The sequence below is a fragment of the Bradyrhizobium hipponense genome (assembly GCF_008123965.1).
In the GTDB taxonomy this organism is placed as follows: Bacteria; Pseudomonadota; Alphaproteobacteria; order Rhizobiales; family Xanthobacteraceae; genus Bradyrhizobium; species Bradyrhizobium hipponense.
In genome coordinates, this window is sequence record NZ_VSTH01000130.1 from 17,552 (window position 1) to 31,743 (window position 14,192).

Genomic DNA, 14,192 nt, shown 5'->3' on the forward strand with positions numbered 1-14,192 from the left:
TTCGGCAAGGGATGCCGGCCTGGTGGCTGCGGCGCAAGGAGCCGTATCCCGGAGCGGCGACGCGACCATGTCCGCTCGCGCGGTGCGCTCTTGCCGCTTTACATGGATTCCACCGCGCTCACAGCCGCGTCGCGCGCAGCCGCAGCGCATTCCCGACCACGCTGACCGAGGACAGCGCCATCGCGGCTGCCGCGATGATCGGCGAGAGCAGCACGCCGAATGTCGGATAAAGGATGCCGGCGGCGATCGGAATGCCCGCGGCATTGTAGATGAAGGCAAAGAACAGGTTTTGCCGGATGTTGCTCATGGTCGCCTGCGACAGTTTTCGCGCACGCACGATGCCGGTGAGGTCGCCCTTGAGCAGGGTGACGCCGGCGCTTTCCATTGCGACGTCCGTGCCGGTGCCCATGGCGATGCCGACTTCGGCCGCGGCCAGCGCCGGAGCGTCGTTGACGCCGTCGCCGGCCATCGCGACGCTCCGGCCGGCCTTTTGCAGCTTCGTCACGACCGCGCCCTTCTGGTCCGGCAGCACCTCGGCCTCGACATCGGCAATGCCGAGCCGGCGCGCCACGGCTTGCGCCGTGGTGCGGTTGTCGCCGGTCAGCATGATCACCTTGATGCCTTCGGTGGCGAGCGCTTTCAGCGCCTCCGGCGTCGAAGCTTTGACCGGATCGGCGATCGCGAACAGGCCGGCAATCGCGCCGTCGACGGCCATGTTGATCACGGTCGCACCGTCGCCGCGCAGGCGCTCGGCCTCGGCGTCGAGCGCCCTGGTGTCGATGCCGATCGAGCTCAAATATCTCGCATTGCCGAGCACGATTGTCCTGCCATCGACCTTGCCGGTGGCGCCCTTGCCGGTCGGCGAATCGAACTGCTCGACCTGGCCGAGGGCAAGCTGCTTCTCCTTCGCCGCGCGCACGATGGCATCGGCCAAGGGGTGCTCGCTGGCGCGCTCGACGCTGGCTGCGAGGCGAAGGATGTCGTCTTGCGCAAAGCCGGCTGCCGGCACGATCGCGACTACCTTGGGCTTGCCCTCGGTCAGCGTGCCCGTCTTGTCGACCACCAGCGTGTCGATCTTCTCCATCCGCTCCAGCGCCTCGGCGTTCTTGATCAGCACGCCGGCCTGCGCGCCGCGGCCGACGCCGACCATGATCGACATCGGGGTGGCGAGCCCGAGCGCGCAGGGGCAGGCGATGATCAGCACGCTGACGGCGGCGACGAGACCGAAGGCCAACCGCGGCTCGGGTCCGAACCAGGCCCACGCCGCAAATGCAGCGACGGCAACGATGATCACGGCCGGCACGAACCAGCCGGCGACCTGATCGGCGAGCCGCTGGATCGGCGCGCGCGAGCGCTGTGCGTCGGCAACCATCTGCACGATCTGCGACAGCAGCGTCTCACGTCCGACCTTGTCGGCGCGCATGATGAAGCTACCCGACTGGTTGAGCGTGCCGGCGATCACCTTTGCGTCGGCCTCTTTGGTGACCGGCATGGATTCGCCGGTGACGAGAGATTCGTCGAGCGAGGAGCGGCCCTCCAGAATGACGCCGTCGACCGGCACTTTTTCGCCCGGCCGCACGCGCAGGCGATCGCCGGCATGAAGGGTGTCGATCTCGACCTCGTGCTCGCCGCCATCGGCATCGATGCGGCGCGCAGTCTTCGGGGCGAGTTGCAACAGCGCCTTGATCGCGCCGGACGTCGCATCGCGGGCGCGCAGCTCCAGCACCTGGCCGAGCAGGACCAGCACGGTGATGACTGCGGCGGCCTCGAAATAGACGGCGACCGCGCCCTCGTGGCCACGGAAGGTCGCGGGGAATATCTGCGGCGCGAGCGTGCCGATGACGCTGTAGACATAGGCGACGCCCGTGCCCATCGCGATCAGCGTGAACATGTTGAGATTGCGCGTGAGCAGCGACCGCCAGCCGCGCACGAAGAACGGCCAGCCGGCCCACAGCACGACGGGCGTGGCGAAGACGAGCTGGATCCAGTTCGACAGTGTTGCGTCGATCCAATTGTGCGGGCCGGCGAGATGACCGCCCATCTCCAGCACCACCGGCGGCACCGCCAATGCGCCGCCGATCCAGAACCGCCGGGTCATGTCGGCAAGCTCCGGATTGGGCCCTGTCTCCAGGCTCGCGACCTCAGGCTCCAGCGCCATGCCGCAGATCGGGCAGCTCCCCGGTCCGACCTGACGGATCTGCGGATGCATCGGGCAGGTGTAGATCGTGCCCGCCGGCAGCTCCGGCTCGGGCGCGTTCTCCTTGGCGAGGTATTTGGCCGGGTCGGCTGCGAACTTGGCGCGGCAGCCGGCCGAGCAGAAATGAAAGGTCTCGCTGTGATAGTCGAAGCGATGCTTGGAGGTCGCGGGATCGACCGTCATGCCGCACACGGGATCGCGGGTCGTCGTTGCCGTGCCCCCATGGTCATGCACGTGGGCATGGCCGCCGTGCCCGCCGCAGCATGAGGAGGTCGCAGGCTTGGCCGGTGCCGCGGCGTTGGCGGAACAGCCGCATCCGGGATCTGTTTCCGACTTGTGATGGTGCCCGTGTTCGGTGTCGTTCATTGCCACGCTCCGGCCTTGCAACATATACCCTATGGGGGTATATAGGCCGCATGCGCAAGGACATCAAGACATCCGTCGGAAAACGGCTCGGCCGGATCGAGGGCCAGGTTCGCGGTCTCTCGAAAATGGTCGAGGAGGATCGCTACTGCATCGACATCGTCACGCAGATCTCGGCGGTGCGCGCCGCATTGCGCCGGGTCGAGGAGGAGATATTGAAGGATCACGTCGCCCATTGCGTCGAGCACGCGATCGCCAGCGGCGACAAGGCCGACCAGCGCGAGAAGATCGCGGAGCTGATGGCGGTGATCGGACGGGCCGAGCGGTAGGGTTCACTCGCAATGGCGAGGAAGCGCGACATCTCTCCACGTCGTCCCGGCCTAGTGCGCAGTTGCGCACGGGGGGGGCCGGGACCCATAACCACAGGGAGAAGTTTGCCGAAGACTGGTCGTTAGGTACTGCTACCACTCCCAATCGATAGATCACGCGGTATGGGTCCCGGCCTTCGCCGGGACGACACCGAATGTGTTGGACCACGGTCGCGTTACGATTTTATCGTCGAGACTACGCCGCCATCCCTCTCACACGTGCCCGCCGTGTTGGGCGGTACATCGCGATCTTCTTCAGCAGCAGGAAATGCTCCGAGATGGTGACGCGCTCCACCATCTGCGCAGGCGCGATCATTTCTTCAGCCGGAACCTGCGTCTCTTCGTCAATCGCCTCAGGAACGAGCGGCGGCGCACGGAACGTTTCTGGAAACACACTGAAGGTGCCGGCTACCTCCTCGAGCGGCTTCTGCTTGTCGGCCCAGTGCAGGGCGGTGTAGTCGAAGCCGTGCACGATGGTGGGTTTGACGACTTCGAAATAGGGCGAGATGTCGAAGTCGCGGGGCATATAGAGCGAGGAATCGCGGATGTGCAGGATCTCGCGGCGGGCGGCGCGGCTGCCGGCCTTGGTGATCTTCGGCAGGATCGGATAGCGCACCGCGTCGAAGGCCTGCGCGATCAGCGCCGAGCAGATGATCTTGGTGGGATCGCCAGAGCCGATCGCGATCATGCGGCGCCGCCAACGCTGCGGTATCGGCAGCGGAAACAGGAAGCGCATCAGGTCGACGATGTTCTTGGTGTCGTAGCCAAAGCCGATGCGGTTGATCGCATAGCGGCAGACCGTGGTGCGGTCCTCATGGGACAGTCCGACCGGGCGGCAGAGACGGGTGTGATAGGGGAAATATTTCGACAGCGGCGCGGAGGTAACGCCCTCGCCGATATTGGCTTCGATCAGAACGTGCGGCTCGCCGTCGGGCTCTTCGGCGCCCTCGATCGGCCCGACATAGAGCGCGGCATGCGACCAGGTCGATTGCGTCAGGTATTTGATGATGCCGGAAATGCGGTTGTTGCCCTCGACCAGCAGCACGTCGCCGGACTCGATGACGCCGCGCAGATGCTCCGGATCGCTCGGCGTAAACGGCTCATAGCCCGGCACCTCCTTCGAGAGGTACGCGGCAATCAGCTTGCCGACTGAGTCTAGGACGGTCCCCATGTCGAACTCCCCGCACGGCCTTTTTCGGCCGTCTTTTTCCCTTCTCTAGCATGGTCGAAACGTCTTGCAATTCAGTTCATAGCTCTGTGAGGTCAAGTACGATTGATTCACCATGATAGTTGCCGCACAACATCGGATGCGGCAAGGTTCGCTAGCTGTTCCCGTTTGCCGCAAGTCTCCGGAAACCATGACATGACAATCACGCGCCGCAGCTTCCTATCGGCGTCGGCGGCCTTTGCCGCAGCGCCGATCCTGCGCGCATCGGCCGCGACCCTGCCGCGCGAGGCTGACATTGTCGTGATCGGCGCTGGCGCGGCCGGAATCGCTGCGGCGCGGCGCATCATGGCAGCCAATCGCAAGGTCGTGGTGGTAGAGGCAGCGTCGCAGATCGGCGGGCGCTGCATCACCGATAGCACGACCTTCGACGTGCCGTTCGATCGCGGCGCGCGCTGGATGCACAATCCCGAGACCAATCCGATGATCCGGCTGGCGCGCAGCGCCGGGCTCGACGTCCTGCCAGCCCCGTCGGGCCAGAAGATGCGCGTCGGCCGCCGCAATGCACGCGCCGGCGAGACCGAGGAATTTCTCGCGGCGCTAGTGCGCGCCAACCGCGCCATCGACGAAGCCGCGCGCGGCAAGCTGGATACCGCTTGCGCGTCGGTGCTGCCGAAGGATCTCGGCGACTGGGCCGGCGCGGCGGAGTTCGTGCTGGGCGCGAGCTTTGCCGGCAAGGATCTGAAGGAGCTCTCGGCCATCGACAAGGCGCGCGCGCAGGACCGCAACGCCGCGATCGCCTGCCGCCAAGGTCTGGGCACGCTGATCAGCAAGCTCGGCGAGCAGGCGCCGGTCGCGCTGTCGACGCCGGCAAGCCGCATCGCCTGGAGCAACCGCGACGTCAGCGTCGAAACGCCGTCTGGCAAGATCGCCGCGCGGGCCGCCATTATCACGGTCTCGACCAATGTGCTGACCGCAGGCGCGATCAAGTTCGTGCCCGATATCCCCAAGCGCACGCTCGATGCCGCGTCAAAGCTCACCCTCGGCAGCTACGATCACATCGTGCTGCAACTGCCGGGCAATCCGCTCGGGCTGTCGCGCGACGACATCCTGATCGAGCAGAGCAATTCGACGCGCACCGCGCTGCTGTTCGCCAATATCGGCGGGTCTTCGTTGTGCTCGATCGATATCGGCGGCTCGTTCGGCCGCGATCTCTCGGCACAGGGCGAAAAAGCGATGATCGCCTTCGCCCGGGAATGGATCACAAAACTGTTCGGCAGCGAGGCGGCCGCCGCGGTGCAGAAGGCCAGCGCGACGCGCTGGAACGCCTCGCCCTTCGTGATGGGCGCGATGTCGGCGGCTTCGCCCGGCGGGCAGCTATCGCGAAAGATCCTGACCGAGCCGATCGGCCCCATGTTTCTTGCGGGCGAAGCCGCGCACGAGACACTCTGGGGCACCGTCGACGGCGCTTGGGAAAGCGGCGAGCGCGCCGCGGATGCGGCGCTGCGCAAGATCGGCGCCCTCAAGGACGAGCCAGCCGACGTGCCGACGCAATCGACCAAGCGACGGCGTGCGCCGCGAAGGTAAGGCAATTGAGCTGCAACAAACTCCGTCGTCGTCCCGGCGAAGGCCGGGACCCATAACCACAGGAAGTGGTTTGGCGAAGACTCGTGGTTACAAGCTCGCGCTGCAACTACTCCCTGGGGCTATGGGTCCCGGTCTTCGCCGGGACGACTCGCGGAGGGGGTCAGCGCAACACCCCATCCAGCACCGGCAGGCCGGCAACAACCGCCATCGCGATCAGCACATAGCAGATGCCGCGAAACACTTTCTCGCTCGCGCGCCCGAACAGCGATGCGCCGAACGTGACGCCGATGGCGTAGACCGGGCCGACGATGACCGAAAGCACGAGGGACTCGCGCGAAATAAGGCCGGTAGTCGCATAGCTGACCATCGAGAAGAAGTCCGACGCGCCGAAGTACAGCAGGATATTGGCGCGCGCGACGATGGGGGCGACCGGGCGGCCGAGCCAGTAGCCGACGATCGGCGGCCCGCCGGTCTGTGCCAGCCCGCTACAGAAGCCCGAGAGGCTGCCAATGCCGACCGATAGCCAGGCGTGATCCTTGCCGCGATAGCGCCAGCCCGACAGCAGCAACAGAAGCAGCGCTGCGACGAAGCAGGAGATGATCCAGCGCGTGGTGACGGGTTCGAGCACGCTGAGGAAATATGTGCCGACGGGCACGCCGATCAGCGCACCCAGCACGATCACCGCGGTCGCCCTGCGGTCAGCCTTCCGCCATGCGTCGGGCAGGAGCGGCGCCGCCGCGATGAAGTCGATGACGAGGAGCAGCGCTGCGACGAGCCGCGGTGCCGCGACGCTGCTCGCAAGCGGCATGAAGATCAGCGCCGAGCCGAAACCGGAAAAGCCGCGGGCAGTGCCCGAAACGAAAGCGATGGCGCAGAGCGCCATCGCGATGGTGAGGCTGACGTCCTTGGGCAGAAAGTCCGCGAGACTCATGCTCTCAATGCGCCGCCGGTCTTCTTCGTCACCTCGGCCACGATCTTTGCGGCGACGGCCTCGATCTCCTGATCGGTCAGCGTCTTCTCGCGCGGCTGGATCGTCACCGTGACGGCGATCGACTTCTTGTCGTCGTCGATGCCCTTGCCTTCATAGACGTCGAACACGTTGACGGCGGTGATCAGCTTCTTGTCGACGCCCTGCGCCGCGCGCACGATGTCACCGGCCCTGACGGTACGATCGACGATGAAGGCAAAATCGCGCGACACCGGCTGGAACGCCGACAGCTCGATAACGGGCTTTGCGCGAGTCGGCTTCTTCTTGGCCTCGGGGATGCGGTCGATGATCACTTCGAACACCATCAGCGGCCCGTCGGCGCCGAGCACCTCGAGCGCGCGCGGGTGCATCTCGCCGAAACTGCCGAGCACGTTCTGCGGACCGATCTGTATCGTGCCGGAGCGTCCGGGATGCAGCCACGCAGGTCCCCCGGCCACGATCTGAAGCGCCTGCATCGGCGCGCCGGCAGCGGCCAGCACGGCGAGCGCGTCGGCCTTGGCGTCGAACACGCTGGCCTGCGTCGAACCCGACCAATGACGGCCGATACCTTCCGACGAGGCAAAGCCGCGGCGGATGCCGCTCGCCGCCATGAACTGATCCTGCGGACGGTCGCCCCTGAAGACCTGGCCGACCTCGAACAGCGCGACATCGCCAAAGCCGCGATCGGCATTGGCCTGCGCTGCCGCGATCAGGCCGGCCAGCAGGGTCGGGCGCATGTCGGAAAGATCAGACGCAATCGGGTTGGCCACTTCGAGTTCGCGCTGGCCGCCGCCGAACAGTTTTGCTGCAGGCTTCGTGATGAACGACCAGGTCACCGCCTCGGTCATGCCGCGGCTTGCGAGCGCCCGTCTGGCGCGGCGGGTGCGGAGCTGGATCGGAGTCAGCACGGGCTTGCGCGCATCCTCGCCGCGCTCGAACGGCGTCTCCGGCACCTTGTCGATGCCGTAGATGCGGACGACTTCCTCGACGATGTCGGCCTTGCCGTGCACGTCGGAGCGCCAGGACGGCACCGCAACCTTCACCACCGGACCCGGGCCCGCCATCATGAAGCCGAGATGGGTCAGGATGCGCTTCATCTCCGGCTGCGGCACCTCGATGCCCGACAGCCGCTTCACCTCGGTGACCGGGAAGTCGATCACGCGATCGTCGCCGAATGCCTTGCCGACCACGATGGTCTCCGACGGCGCGCCTCCGCACAGCTCCATCACCAGTTTTGTCGCAAGCTCCAGTCCGGGCACCATGAAGGCCGGGTCGACGCCGCGCTCGAAGCGATAGCGCGCATCCGAATTGATGCCGAGCTTGCGGCCGGTCTGGGCGATGTTGATCTCGTTCCACAGCGCCGATTCGATCAGCACGTCGGTGGTATTCTCGTCGCAGCCCGATGCTTCGCCGCCCATGATGCCGGCGAGCGATTCGACGCCGTGCTCATCGGCGATCACGCAAATGGCGGGATCGAGATTGTAGGTGCGGCCGTCGAGCGCGAGCAGCGTCTCGCCGTCGCGGGCATGGCGCACCACGAGATTGCCCCGCACCTTCTTGGCGTCGAACACATGGAGTGGCCGCGCGCGATCATAGGTCATGAAGTTGGTGATATCGACCAGCGCGTTGATCGGACGAAGTCCGATCGCAGTCAGCCGCTTCTGCAGCCATTCCGGCGACGGGCCGTTCTTGACGCCGCGCACCAGCCGCAGCGCAAAGCCCGGGCACAGCGCGGCATCCTCGACCGTGACCTTCACTGGGCAGGGGAATTCGCCCTTGATCGGCTTGATGGTCGGATCCTTGAACTTGCCCATGTCGGCCGCGGCGAGATCGCGCGCGATGCCGTGCACGCCGGTGCAGTCCTGCCGGTTCGGGGTCAGATTGATCTCGATCACGGGGTCGCCGAGGCCGGCCCATTCGGCGTAGGCGGCGCCGATCGGCGCATCCGCCGGCAATTCCATGATGCCGTCATGGTCGTTCGAGATCTGCAACTCGGCGGCCGAGCACAGCATGCCGCGGCTCTCGACGCCGCGGATGGTGCCGATGCCGAGCGTGATGTCCTTGCCCGGGATGTAAGTTCCGGGTGCTGAGAACACGCTGATGAGCCCCGCGCGCGCATTCGGCGCGCCGCAGACGACCTGCACGGGCGCGGCGCCACTGCCGGTGTCGACCATGCAGACGCGCAGCCGATCCGCATTCGGATGCTGCTCGGCCGAGTTCACCTTGGCAATCGTGAAGGGCTTGAGCGCCTTCGTCTTGTCCTCGATGTTCTCGACCTCGAGCCCGATCATGGTGAGCTTGTCGGCCAGCTTTTCCAGCGGCTCGTCGGTGTCGAGATGATCCTTCAGCCAGGAGAGGGTGAATTTCATGGCTGCTTTTTCTCCACGGAGACGGTCTGCTCCCTCTCCCGCTTGCGGGGGAGGGTTGGGGTGGGGGCTCTCTCCGCAACGGCAGTGGCGATTGTTTCGAGAACGCCGACGCGATTTGTCATCACATCGTGATTGCCGAAGCGGAGGACCTTAAAGCCCTTTGCTTCGATGACGGCAGATCGCCGTGCATCGGCGCGTTCGCCTTCATCCGAGAAGTGTTGGCCGCCATCGAGCTCGATGACGAGCTTGGCTGCGTGGCAGATGAAATCGGCGATGTAATTCTCGATCGCCACCTGGCGTCGAAAGCTTGCGCCATTCAGCCGGTTGCCGCGCAGTTCCGACCACAGGATTCGCTCCGCGTCGGCCGAATTGCGTCGAAGCGCACGAGCATTTGTGCGCAGGCGCACCGACACTTTCCAGTCCGGATGTTCAGGATCAACCATTGGCAACCCCATCGCGGAGAAACCCTCACCCCAGCCCTCCCCCGCAAGCGGGGGAGGGGGTTCGACCTGTCGAGCGGACAGGGAATACGTATCCTTGAGACAGCCGCCGCGCGCTCGCTCTATCCATTCCCTCCCCCGCCTGCGGGGGAGGGGCAGGGAGAGGGTTCTCGCCGCGAAGGGAACGGAGAGAGTCTTCGCAGGCCCTTGCCCAAGCTCAGCCATCACGAGCTCAGCCCTCCCGCCAGTGTCGGCACCTCCAGCGGCTTGAAGCCGTAGTGGGACAGCCAGCGGACATCGCTGTCGAACAGCTGGCGCAGATCGCTCATGCCGTATTTCAGCATGGCGATGCGGTCGATGCCCATGCCCCAGGCAAAGCCCTGGTATTCATCGGGATCGATGCCGCAGGCGCGCAGCACGTTCGGGTGCACCATGCCGCAGCCCAAAATCTCGAGCCAGTCCTCGCCCTCGCCGAAGCGGATCTCGCCCTTGTCGCGGCGGCACTGGATGTCGACTTCCATCGACGGCTCGGTGAATGGGAAGAACGAGGGCCGGAAGCGCATGTTGATGTGATCGACCTCGAAGAACGCCTTGCAGAACTCGTGCAGGATCCATTTGAGGTGGCCGAGATGCGAATGCCTGTCGATGACGAGGCCTTCGACCTGGTGGAATTGCGGCGTGTGGGTCGCGTCCGAATCGATGCGGTAGGTGCGGCCCGGGCAGATCACGCGGATCGGCGGCTTCTGGCTCAGCATGGTGCGCACCTGCACCGGCGAGGTATGGGTCCGCAGCAGCATGCGCGAGCCGTCCTCCTTCGGATGGAAGAAGAAGGTGTCGTGCATCTCGCGCGCGGGATGGCCTTCGGGGAAATTCAGCTTGGTGAAATTGTAGTCGTCGGTCTCGATATCAGGACCTTCGGCGACCGAGAATCCCATGTCGGCGAAGATCGTGGTCAGCTCGTCCCAGACCTGGCTCAGCGGATGGATGCGTCCGGCCTCGGCCGGCGCATCGCGCAGCGGCAGGGTGACGTCGATGGTCTCGGAGGCGAGCCGCGCATCGAGCGCCGCCGACTTCAGCACGTCGCGCCGCGCGGTGAGCGCTTGCGTGACCTTGTCCTTGGCGAGGTTGATGGCCGCGCCTTGCGTCTTGCGCTCCTCCGGCGACATCTTGCCCAGCGTCGCAAGCAGTGCGGAGATCGAGCCTTTTTTGCCGAGCGAGGCGACACGCACCGCTTCGAGCGCGGCCTCGTCGTCGGCGGCGGCGATCTGGTCGAGGATGGATGTTTCGAGCGTTGCGAGGTCGGACACTGTCAAATCCCTGCTGCTAAATTCGGCTGGGTTGTCGCCGCCCGAAGGCCGTAACGTCAAGCAAAAAGCCGGTCGTTTCGGGGTCACGATTGGCTGTGTTGAACCCTGCGCCGCTACACTGCACCAAGAGGAAGACGAGGAATGACGCGATGTTCTTGAGGACCTGCCTGGTGGCTCTGGCCGTCGTTGTATCGGTCACCTTCAACCCGGCGCGCGCGATGGTCTGCATGGAGAAATCCATGACGCTGGACGAGGTCGTCGACACCATCAGTGCCCAGAAGGGCTGCGAAAGCGCGATGAAGGTGTTCAGGGATTGCGAATTGACCGCGAGCGGCGACGTCCAGCTCGGCGCCGCCGTCGAGAAGAAATGCGAGACGGATTTCATGCCCGGCCTCAAAGCCGCGCAGAAACAGGCCTATCAGCGCGAGATGCGGATCTGCGACGGGAAGTACCGGAATCAATCCGGCACCATGTACCTGTCGTTTACAGCGTTCTGCCGGGCGGAGGTCGCCCAGCGTTACTCGCGACGCGCGCTGAAGGCCGGCGGAGCCGGCCGTTAGCGCAGGCTTGCTCAGGCGGCGAGGGCAGCTTTCGCCTTCTCGGCGATCGCCTGGAACGACGCAGGCTCGTTGATCGCGAGATCCGACAGCACCTTGCGGTCCACGCTGATGCCCGACTTGGCCAGGCCGTCGATAAATCGGCTGTAGGTCATGCCGAACGGACGGACGGCGGCATTGAGGCGCTGGATCCAGAGCGCGCGGAAGGTCCGCTTCTTGCGCTTGCGGTCGCGGAACGCGTACTGTTGCGCCTTCTCGACCGCCGGCTTGGCGGCGCGGATGGTGTTCTTGCGGCGGCCGCGGAAGCCTTTGGCGGCCTTGTAGACTTTCTTGTGCTTGGCGTGGGCGGTCACACCGCGTTTGACGCGAGACATGACAAAATCCTTCAGAGATGACTTGGTTTTCGGATCGCCGCATCAATCGCGGCGCAGGTGGCAGTGATCGGGGACGCGATCAGGCGTTCGGCAAGAAATACTTCTTGACGTTGTCGCCGTCGGTCTTGAACAGCACGCGGGTGCCGCGGAGCTGACGGATCTGCTTCTTCGTCCGCTTGATCATGCCGTGACGCTTGCCGCGCTGGGCGTGCATCACTTTGCCGGTGGCAGTCACCTTGAAGCGCTTTTTAGCGCCCGACTTGGTCTTCAGCTTGGGCATTTTGCTCTCCTATGGCCACAACAGAATGCCGCCCGTGAAGGCGGCTGGCCGTCTAAAATGCTCGTTAGAGCGTTGATTGTGCTCAGGTTTTTGCGAACTGGCGCGAAACCCGCACGAAACACCGCCACGGCAGCCCTTAAATCAGCCGGGCGATGAAGGTTGGGCTTATGGCAGAGCGCGCGCCAAATGGCAACGGTGAACCGCTCGAACCGGCCCGCCGACTATTCCGAGATTGCGGGCGAGAGACCCCAAGAGGAGGAAGCCCTCACCCGGCGCTTCGCGCCGACCTCTCCCGCAACCGGGAGAGGTGCACCGAGACCGCGGCCCGCGTGTCCGACCAACAAAACGGCCCGCCGGATGGTCCGGACGGGCCGTGGAACTGTCAGGGCTCAAATGGCCGGTGTCAGCGCGGCGCCAGCACCATCACGACCTGGCGGCCTTCGAACCTCGCGTCCTGCTCGACTTTGGCGAGCTCGGCGACGTCCGTCTTGATCTTGTCCAGAAGCTTGGTGCCGATCTCCTGGTGCGCCATCTCGCGGCCGCGGTAACGCAGTGTGATCTTGACCTTGTCGCCCTCTTCGAAGAACCGCAGCATCGCGCGCATCTTCACGTCGTAATCGTGGTCGTCGATCATCGGGCGGAGCTTGATCTCCTTGATCTCGACCGTCTTCTGCCGCTTGCGGGCCTCTGCGGCTTTCTTCTGGGCGGAATACTTGTACTTCCCGTAGTCCATGATCTTGCAGACGGGAGGGCTGACATTTGGCGAGATCTCGACCAGATCCATGCCGGCTTCCTGGGCCATGCGGATCGCAAGGACGGTCTCGACCGTACCCTTGTTGTCGCCGGTCTGATCGATCAGCTGGATTTGCGCGTTGCGGATATCATCATTGATGCGCGGCCCGTCTTTGGCGGCAGGGGCCGGGGCTCTGTTGGGACGGCGAATGGGTTGTTCTCCAAAGTTGTGAAGGAAGCGGTTATTTTGAAGGAAGATGCGGTTGCCGGCAAGCAAGTCACCTGTGCCGCGATCGAAAAACCCTCAAATGCGCGGCATTTTGGTCACGCCCATCGGCACGGTGCTCGACATAGACACCTTGCCCCCTTTCCGCAAGCGCCCCAAAAGGTCAGCGTTGACACCGTATTACGCCGGCCCGGCCGGAACAGCTCAAACCGCACAGCCAGAGTAAACGTTCCATGACCAACACGCTTTCCGATGCCGTGCTCGACTTTATCGAAGTCGGCGAGGGCGCCTCAGTACGCAAAATCGCGGTGCGCAGCCGCGCCGGCGCGGGTCCCGGCCTGTTCTGGCTTGGTGGCTTCAAGTCGGACATGCAGGGCACCAAGGCCGTCGCGCTCGACAATTGGGCCAGCGAACACGGCCGCGCCTCAGTCCGTTTCGACTATTCCGGCCATGGCGAATCCGGCGGCGATTTCGCCGACGGAACCATCGGGCGCTGGCTCGAGGACAGCGTGGCGGTGTTCGAGCGCTTCTGCGATGGCCCGCAAGTTCTGATCGGCTCCTCAATGGGCGGCTGGATGGCGCTGCTGCTCGCGCGTGAGATCAGGAAGCGGCAAGAGGGCCAACTAGCTCAAGAGGGCCAACTAGCTAAGGCGTCGCTGGCGGGCCTGGTGCTGATCGCGCCGGCGCCCGACTTCACCGAGGAGCTGATGTGGAAAAAATTTCCGCGCGAGGTGAAGCGGGAGATCGAGACCAGCGGCATGTGGCTGCGGCCCTCCGAATATGGAGACGGCTCGCCCTATCCGATCACGCGCAACCTGATCGAAGAGGGCCGCAATCACCTCGTGCTTGGCAGCGCCATCGATCTCGGCTGCCCCGTCCGCATCCTGCAAGGCGCCCAGGATCCCGACGTGCCCTGGCAGCACGCGTTCGCGCTGACGCATCGCCTGCCCGCCGACGATGTCGTGCTGACCATGATCCAGGACGGCGACCACCGCCTGTCCCGCCCGCAAGACATCGCGCGCATTGTTGCCGCGGTGGCGGAGATCGGGTGAAGTGCTTGTCTTCCTTCCCCCCTTGTGGGGGAAGGTGGCATAGGCGGCCTTCGGCCGCCGTTCTTAAGAACGCCGAAGCGAAGCTTCGGCTATGGCGCCGGATGAGGGGTTCTCTCCACGCCTTCGAATGGGAGTTGGAATCGCAGGGACAACCCTCACCCGTCTCAATCGCGCTACGCACGATTGATCCACCCTCTCCCACAAGGGG

Annotated in this window: 13 protein-coding genes; 4 read left to right on the forward strand and 9 right to left on the reverse strand. The window is 64.9% G+C overall.

Translation table 11 applies throughout. The features are described from left to right. Window positions 1-118: 118 nt before the first annotated feature. Window positions 119-2,563 (reverse strand): heavy metal translocating P-type ATPase, encoded by a 2,445-nt coding sequence (locus tag FXV83_RS32230; RefSeq protein ID WP_187436309.1) that lies wholly within the window; start codon window positions 2,561-2,563, stop codon window positions 119-121. A gap of 50 nt (window positions 2,564-2,613) precedes the next feature. Between FXV83_RS32230 and FXV83_RS32235 the strand changes: the two genes are divergently transcribed. After that, on the forward strand, window positions 2,614-2,889 hold the full coding sequence (locus FXV83_RS32235) for a metal-sensitive transcriptional regulator (RefSeq protein ID WP_122400208.1): 276 nt from the start codon (window positions 2,614-2,616) through the stop codon (window positions 2,887-2,889). A 235-nt stretch (window positions 2,890-3,124) separates the two neighbouring features. Here FXV83_RS32235 and FXV83_RS32240 read toward each other — a convergent pair whose 3' ends face one another. Beyond that, entirely contained in the window at window positions 3,125-4,099 is a 975-nt protein-coding gene (locus FXV83_RS32240) for a YiiX/YebB-like N1pC/P60 family cysteine hydrolase (RefSeq protein ID WP_148743617.1), read from the reverse strand. A 192-nt stretch (window positions 4,100-4,291) separates the two neighbouring features. Here FXV83_RS32240 and FXV83_RS32245 point away from each other — a divergent pair, with 192 nt between their 5' ends. Continuing rightward, on the forward strand, window positions 4,292-5,680 hold the full coding sequence (locus FXV83_RS32245; RefSeq protein WP_148743618.1) for a flavin monoamine oxidase family protein: 1,389 nt from the start codon (window positions 4,292-4,294) through the stop codon (window positions 5,678-5,680). Window positions 5,681-5,840: 160 nt separating this feature from the next. Here FXV83_RS32245 and FXV83_RS32250 read toward each other — a convergent pair whose 3' ends face one another. The 4 genes from FXV83_RS32250 to pheS form a co-directional block, all read right to left on the reverse strand. Continuing rightward, window positions 5,841-6,611, reverse strand: a complete 771-nt coding sequence (locus FXV83_RS32250; protein WP_148743619.1) for a sulfite exporter TauE/SafE family protein — start codon at window positions 6,609-6,611, stop codon at window positions 5,841-5,843. Next, a complete protein-coding gene (gene pheT / locus FXV83_RS32255) occupies window positions 6,608-9,016 on the reverse strand; it encodes a phenylalanine--tRNA ligase subunit beta (protein ID WP_148743620.1) in 2,409 nt (802 codons plus the stop codon). Before pheT ends, FXV83_RS32250 begins: the two co-directional genes overlap by 4 nt. After that, complete coding sequence (locus FXV83_RS32260) at window positions 9,013-9,459, reverse strand: endonuclease domain-containing protein (protein ID WP_148743621.1); 447 nt, start codon at window positions 9,457-9,459, stop codon at window positions 9,013-9,015. The genes pheT and FXV83_RS32260 overlap by 4 nt, the downstream gene beginning before the upstream one ends. A gap of 221 nt (window positions 9,460-9,680) precedes the next feature. Continuing rightward, window positions 9,681-10,763 carry a phenylalanine--tRNA ligase subunit alpha gene (gene pheS, locus FXV83_RS32265; RefSeq protein WP_148743622.1) on the reverse strand — a complete coding sequence of 361 codons (1,083 nt, stop codon included), beginning with the start codon at window positions 10,761-10,763 and terminating at the stop codon, window positions 9,681-9,683. Between the two features lie 149 nt (window positions 10,764-10,912). On the opposite strand from pheS, the gene FXV83_RS32270 reads away from it, so the two are divergent. After that, on the forward strand, window positions 10,913-11,323 hold the full coding sequence (locus FXV83_RS32270) for a hypothetical protein (protein WP_148743623.1): 411 nt from the start codon (window positions 10,913-10,915) through the stop codon (window positions 11,321-11,323). Between the two features lie 11 nt (window positions 11,324-11,334). Here FXV83_RS32270 and rplT read toward each other — a convergent pair whose 3' ends face one another. The 3 genes from rplT to infC form a co-directional block, all read right to left on the reverse strand. Next, a complete protein-coding gene (rplT, locus tag FXV83_RS32275) occupies window positions 11,335-11,694 on the reverse strand; it encodes a 50S ribosomal protein L20 (RefSeq protein WP_148743624.1) in 360 nt (119 codons plus the stop codon). Between the two features lie 79 nt (window positions 11,695-11,773). Beyond that, window positions 11,774-11,974, reverse strand: a complete 201-nt coding sequence (gene rpmI, locus FXV83_RS32280; protein ID WP_008539890.1) for a 50S ribosomal protein L35 — start codon at window positions 11,972-11,974, stop codon at window positions 11,774-11,776. 403 nt (window positions 11,975-12,377) lie between these two features. Then, window positions 12,378-12,917 carry a translation initiation factor IF-3 gene (gene infC / locus FXV83_RS32285; protein WP_148743626.1) on the reverse strand — a complete coding sequence of 180 codons (540 nt, stop codon included), beginning with the start codon at window positions 12,915-12,917 and terminating at the stop codon, window positions 12,378-12,380. 248 nt (window positions 12,918-13,165) lie between these two features. On the opposite strand from infC, the gene FXV83_RS32290 reads away from it, so the two are divergent. Continuing rightward, the gene (locus tag FXV83_RS32290; RefSeq protein WP_148743625.1) at window positions 13,166-13,984 is read left to right on the forward strand and encodes an alpha/beta hydrolase; all 819 of its coding nucleotides are present in this window, start codon (window positions 13,166-13,168) and stop codon (window positions 13,982-13,984) included. The last annotated feature ends 208 nt before the right edge of the window (window positions 13,985-14,192 follow it).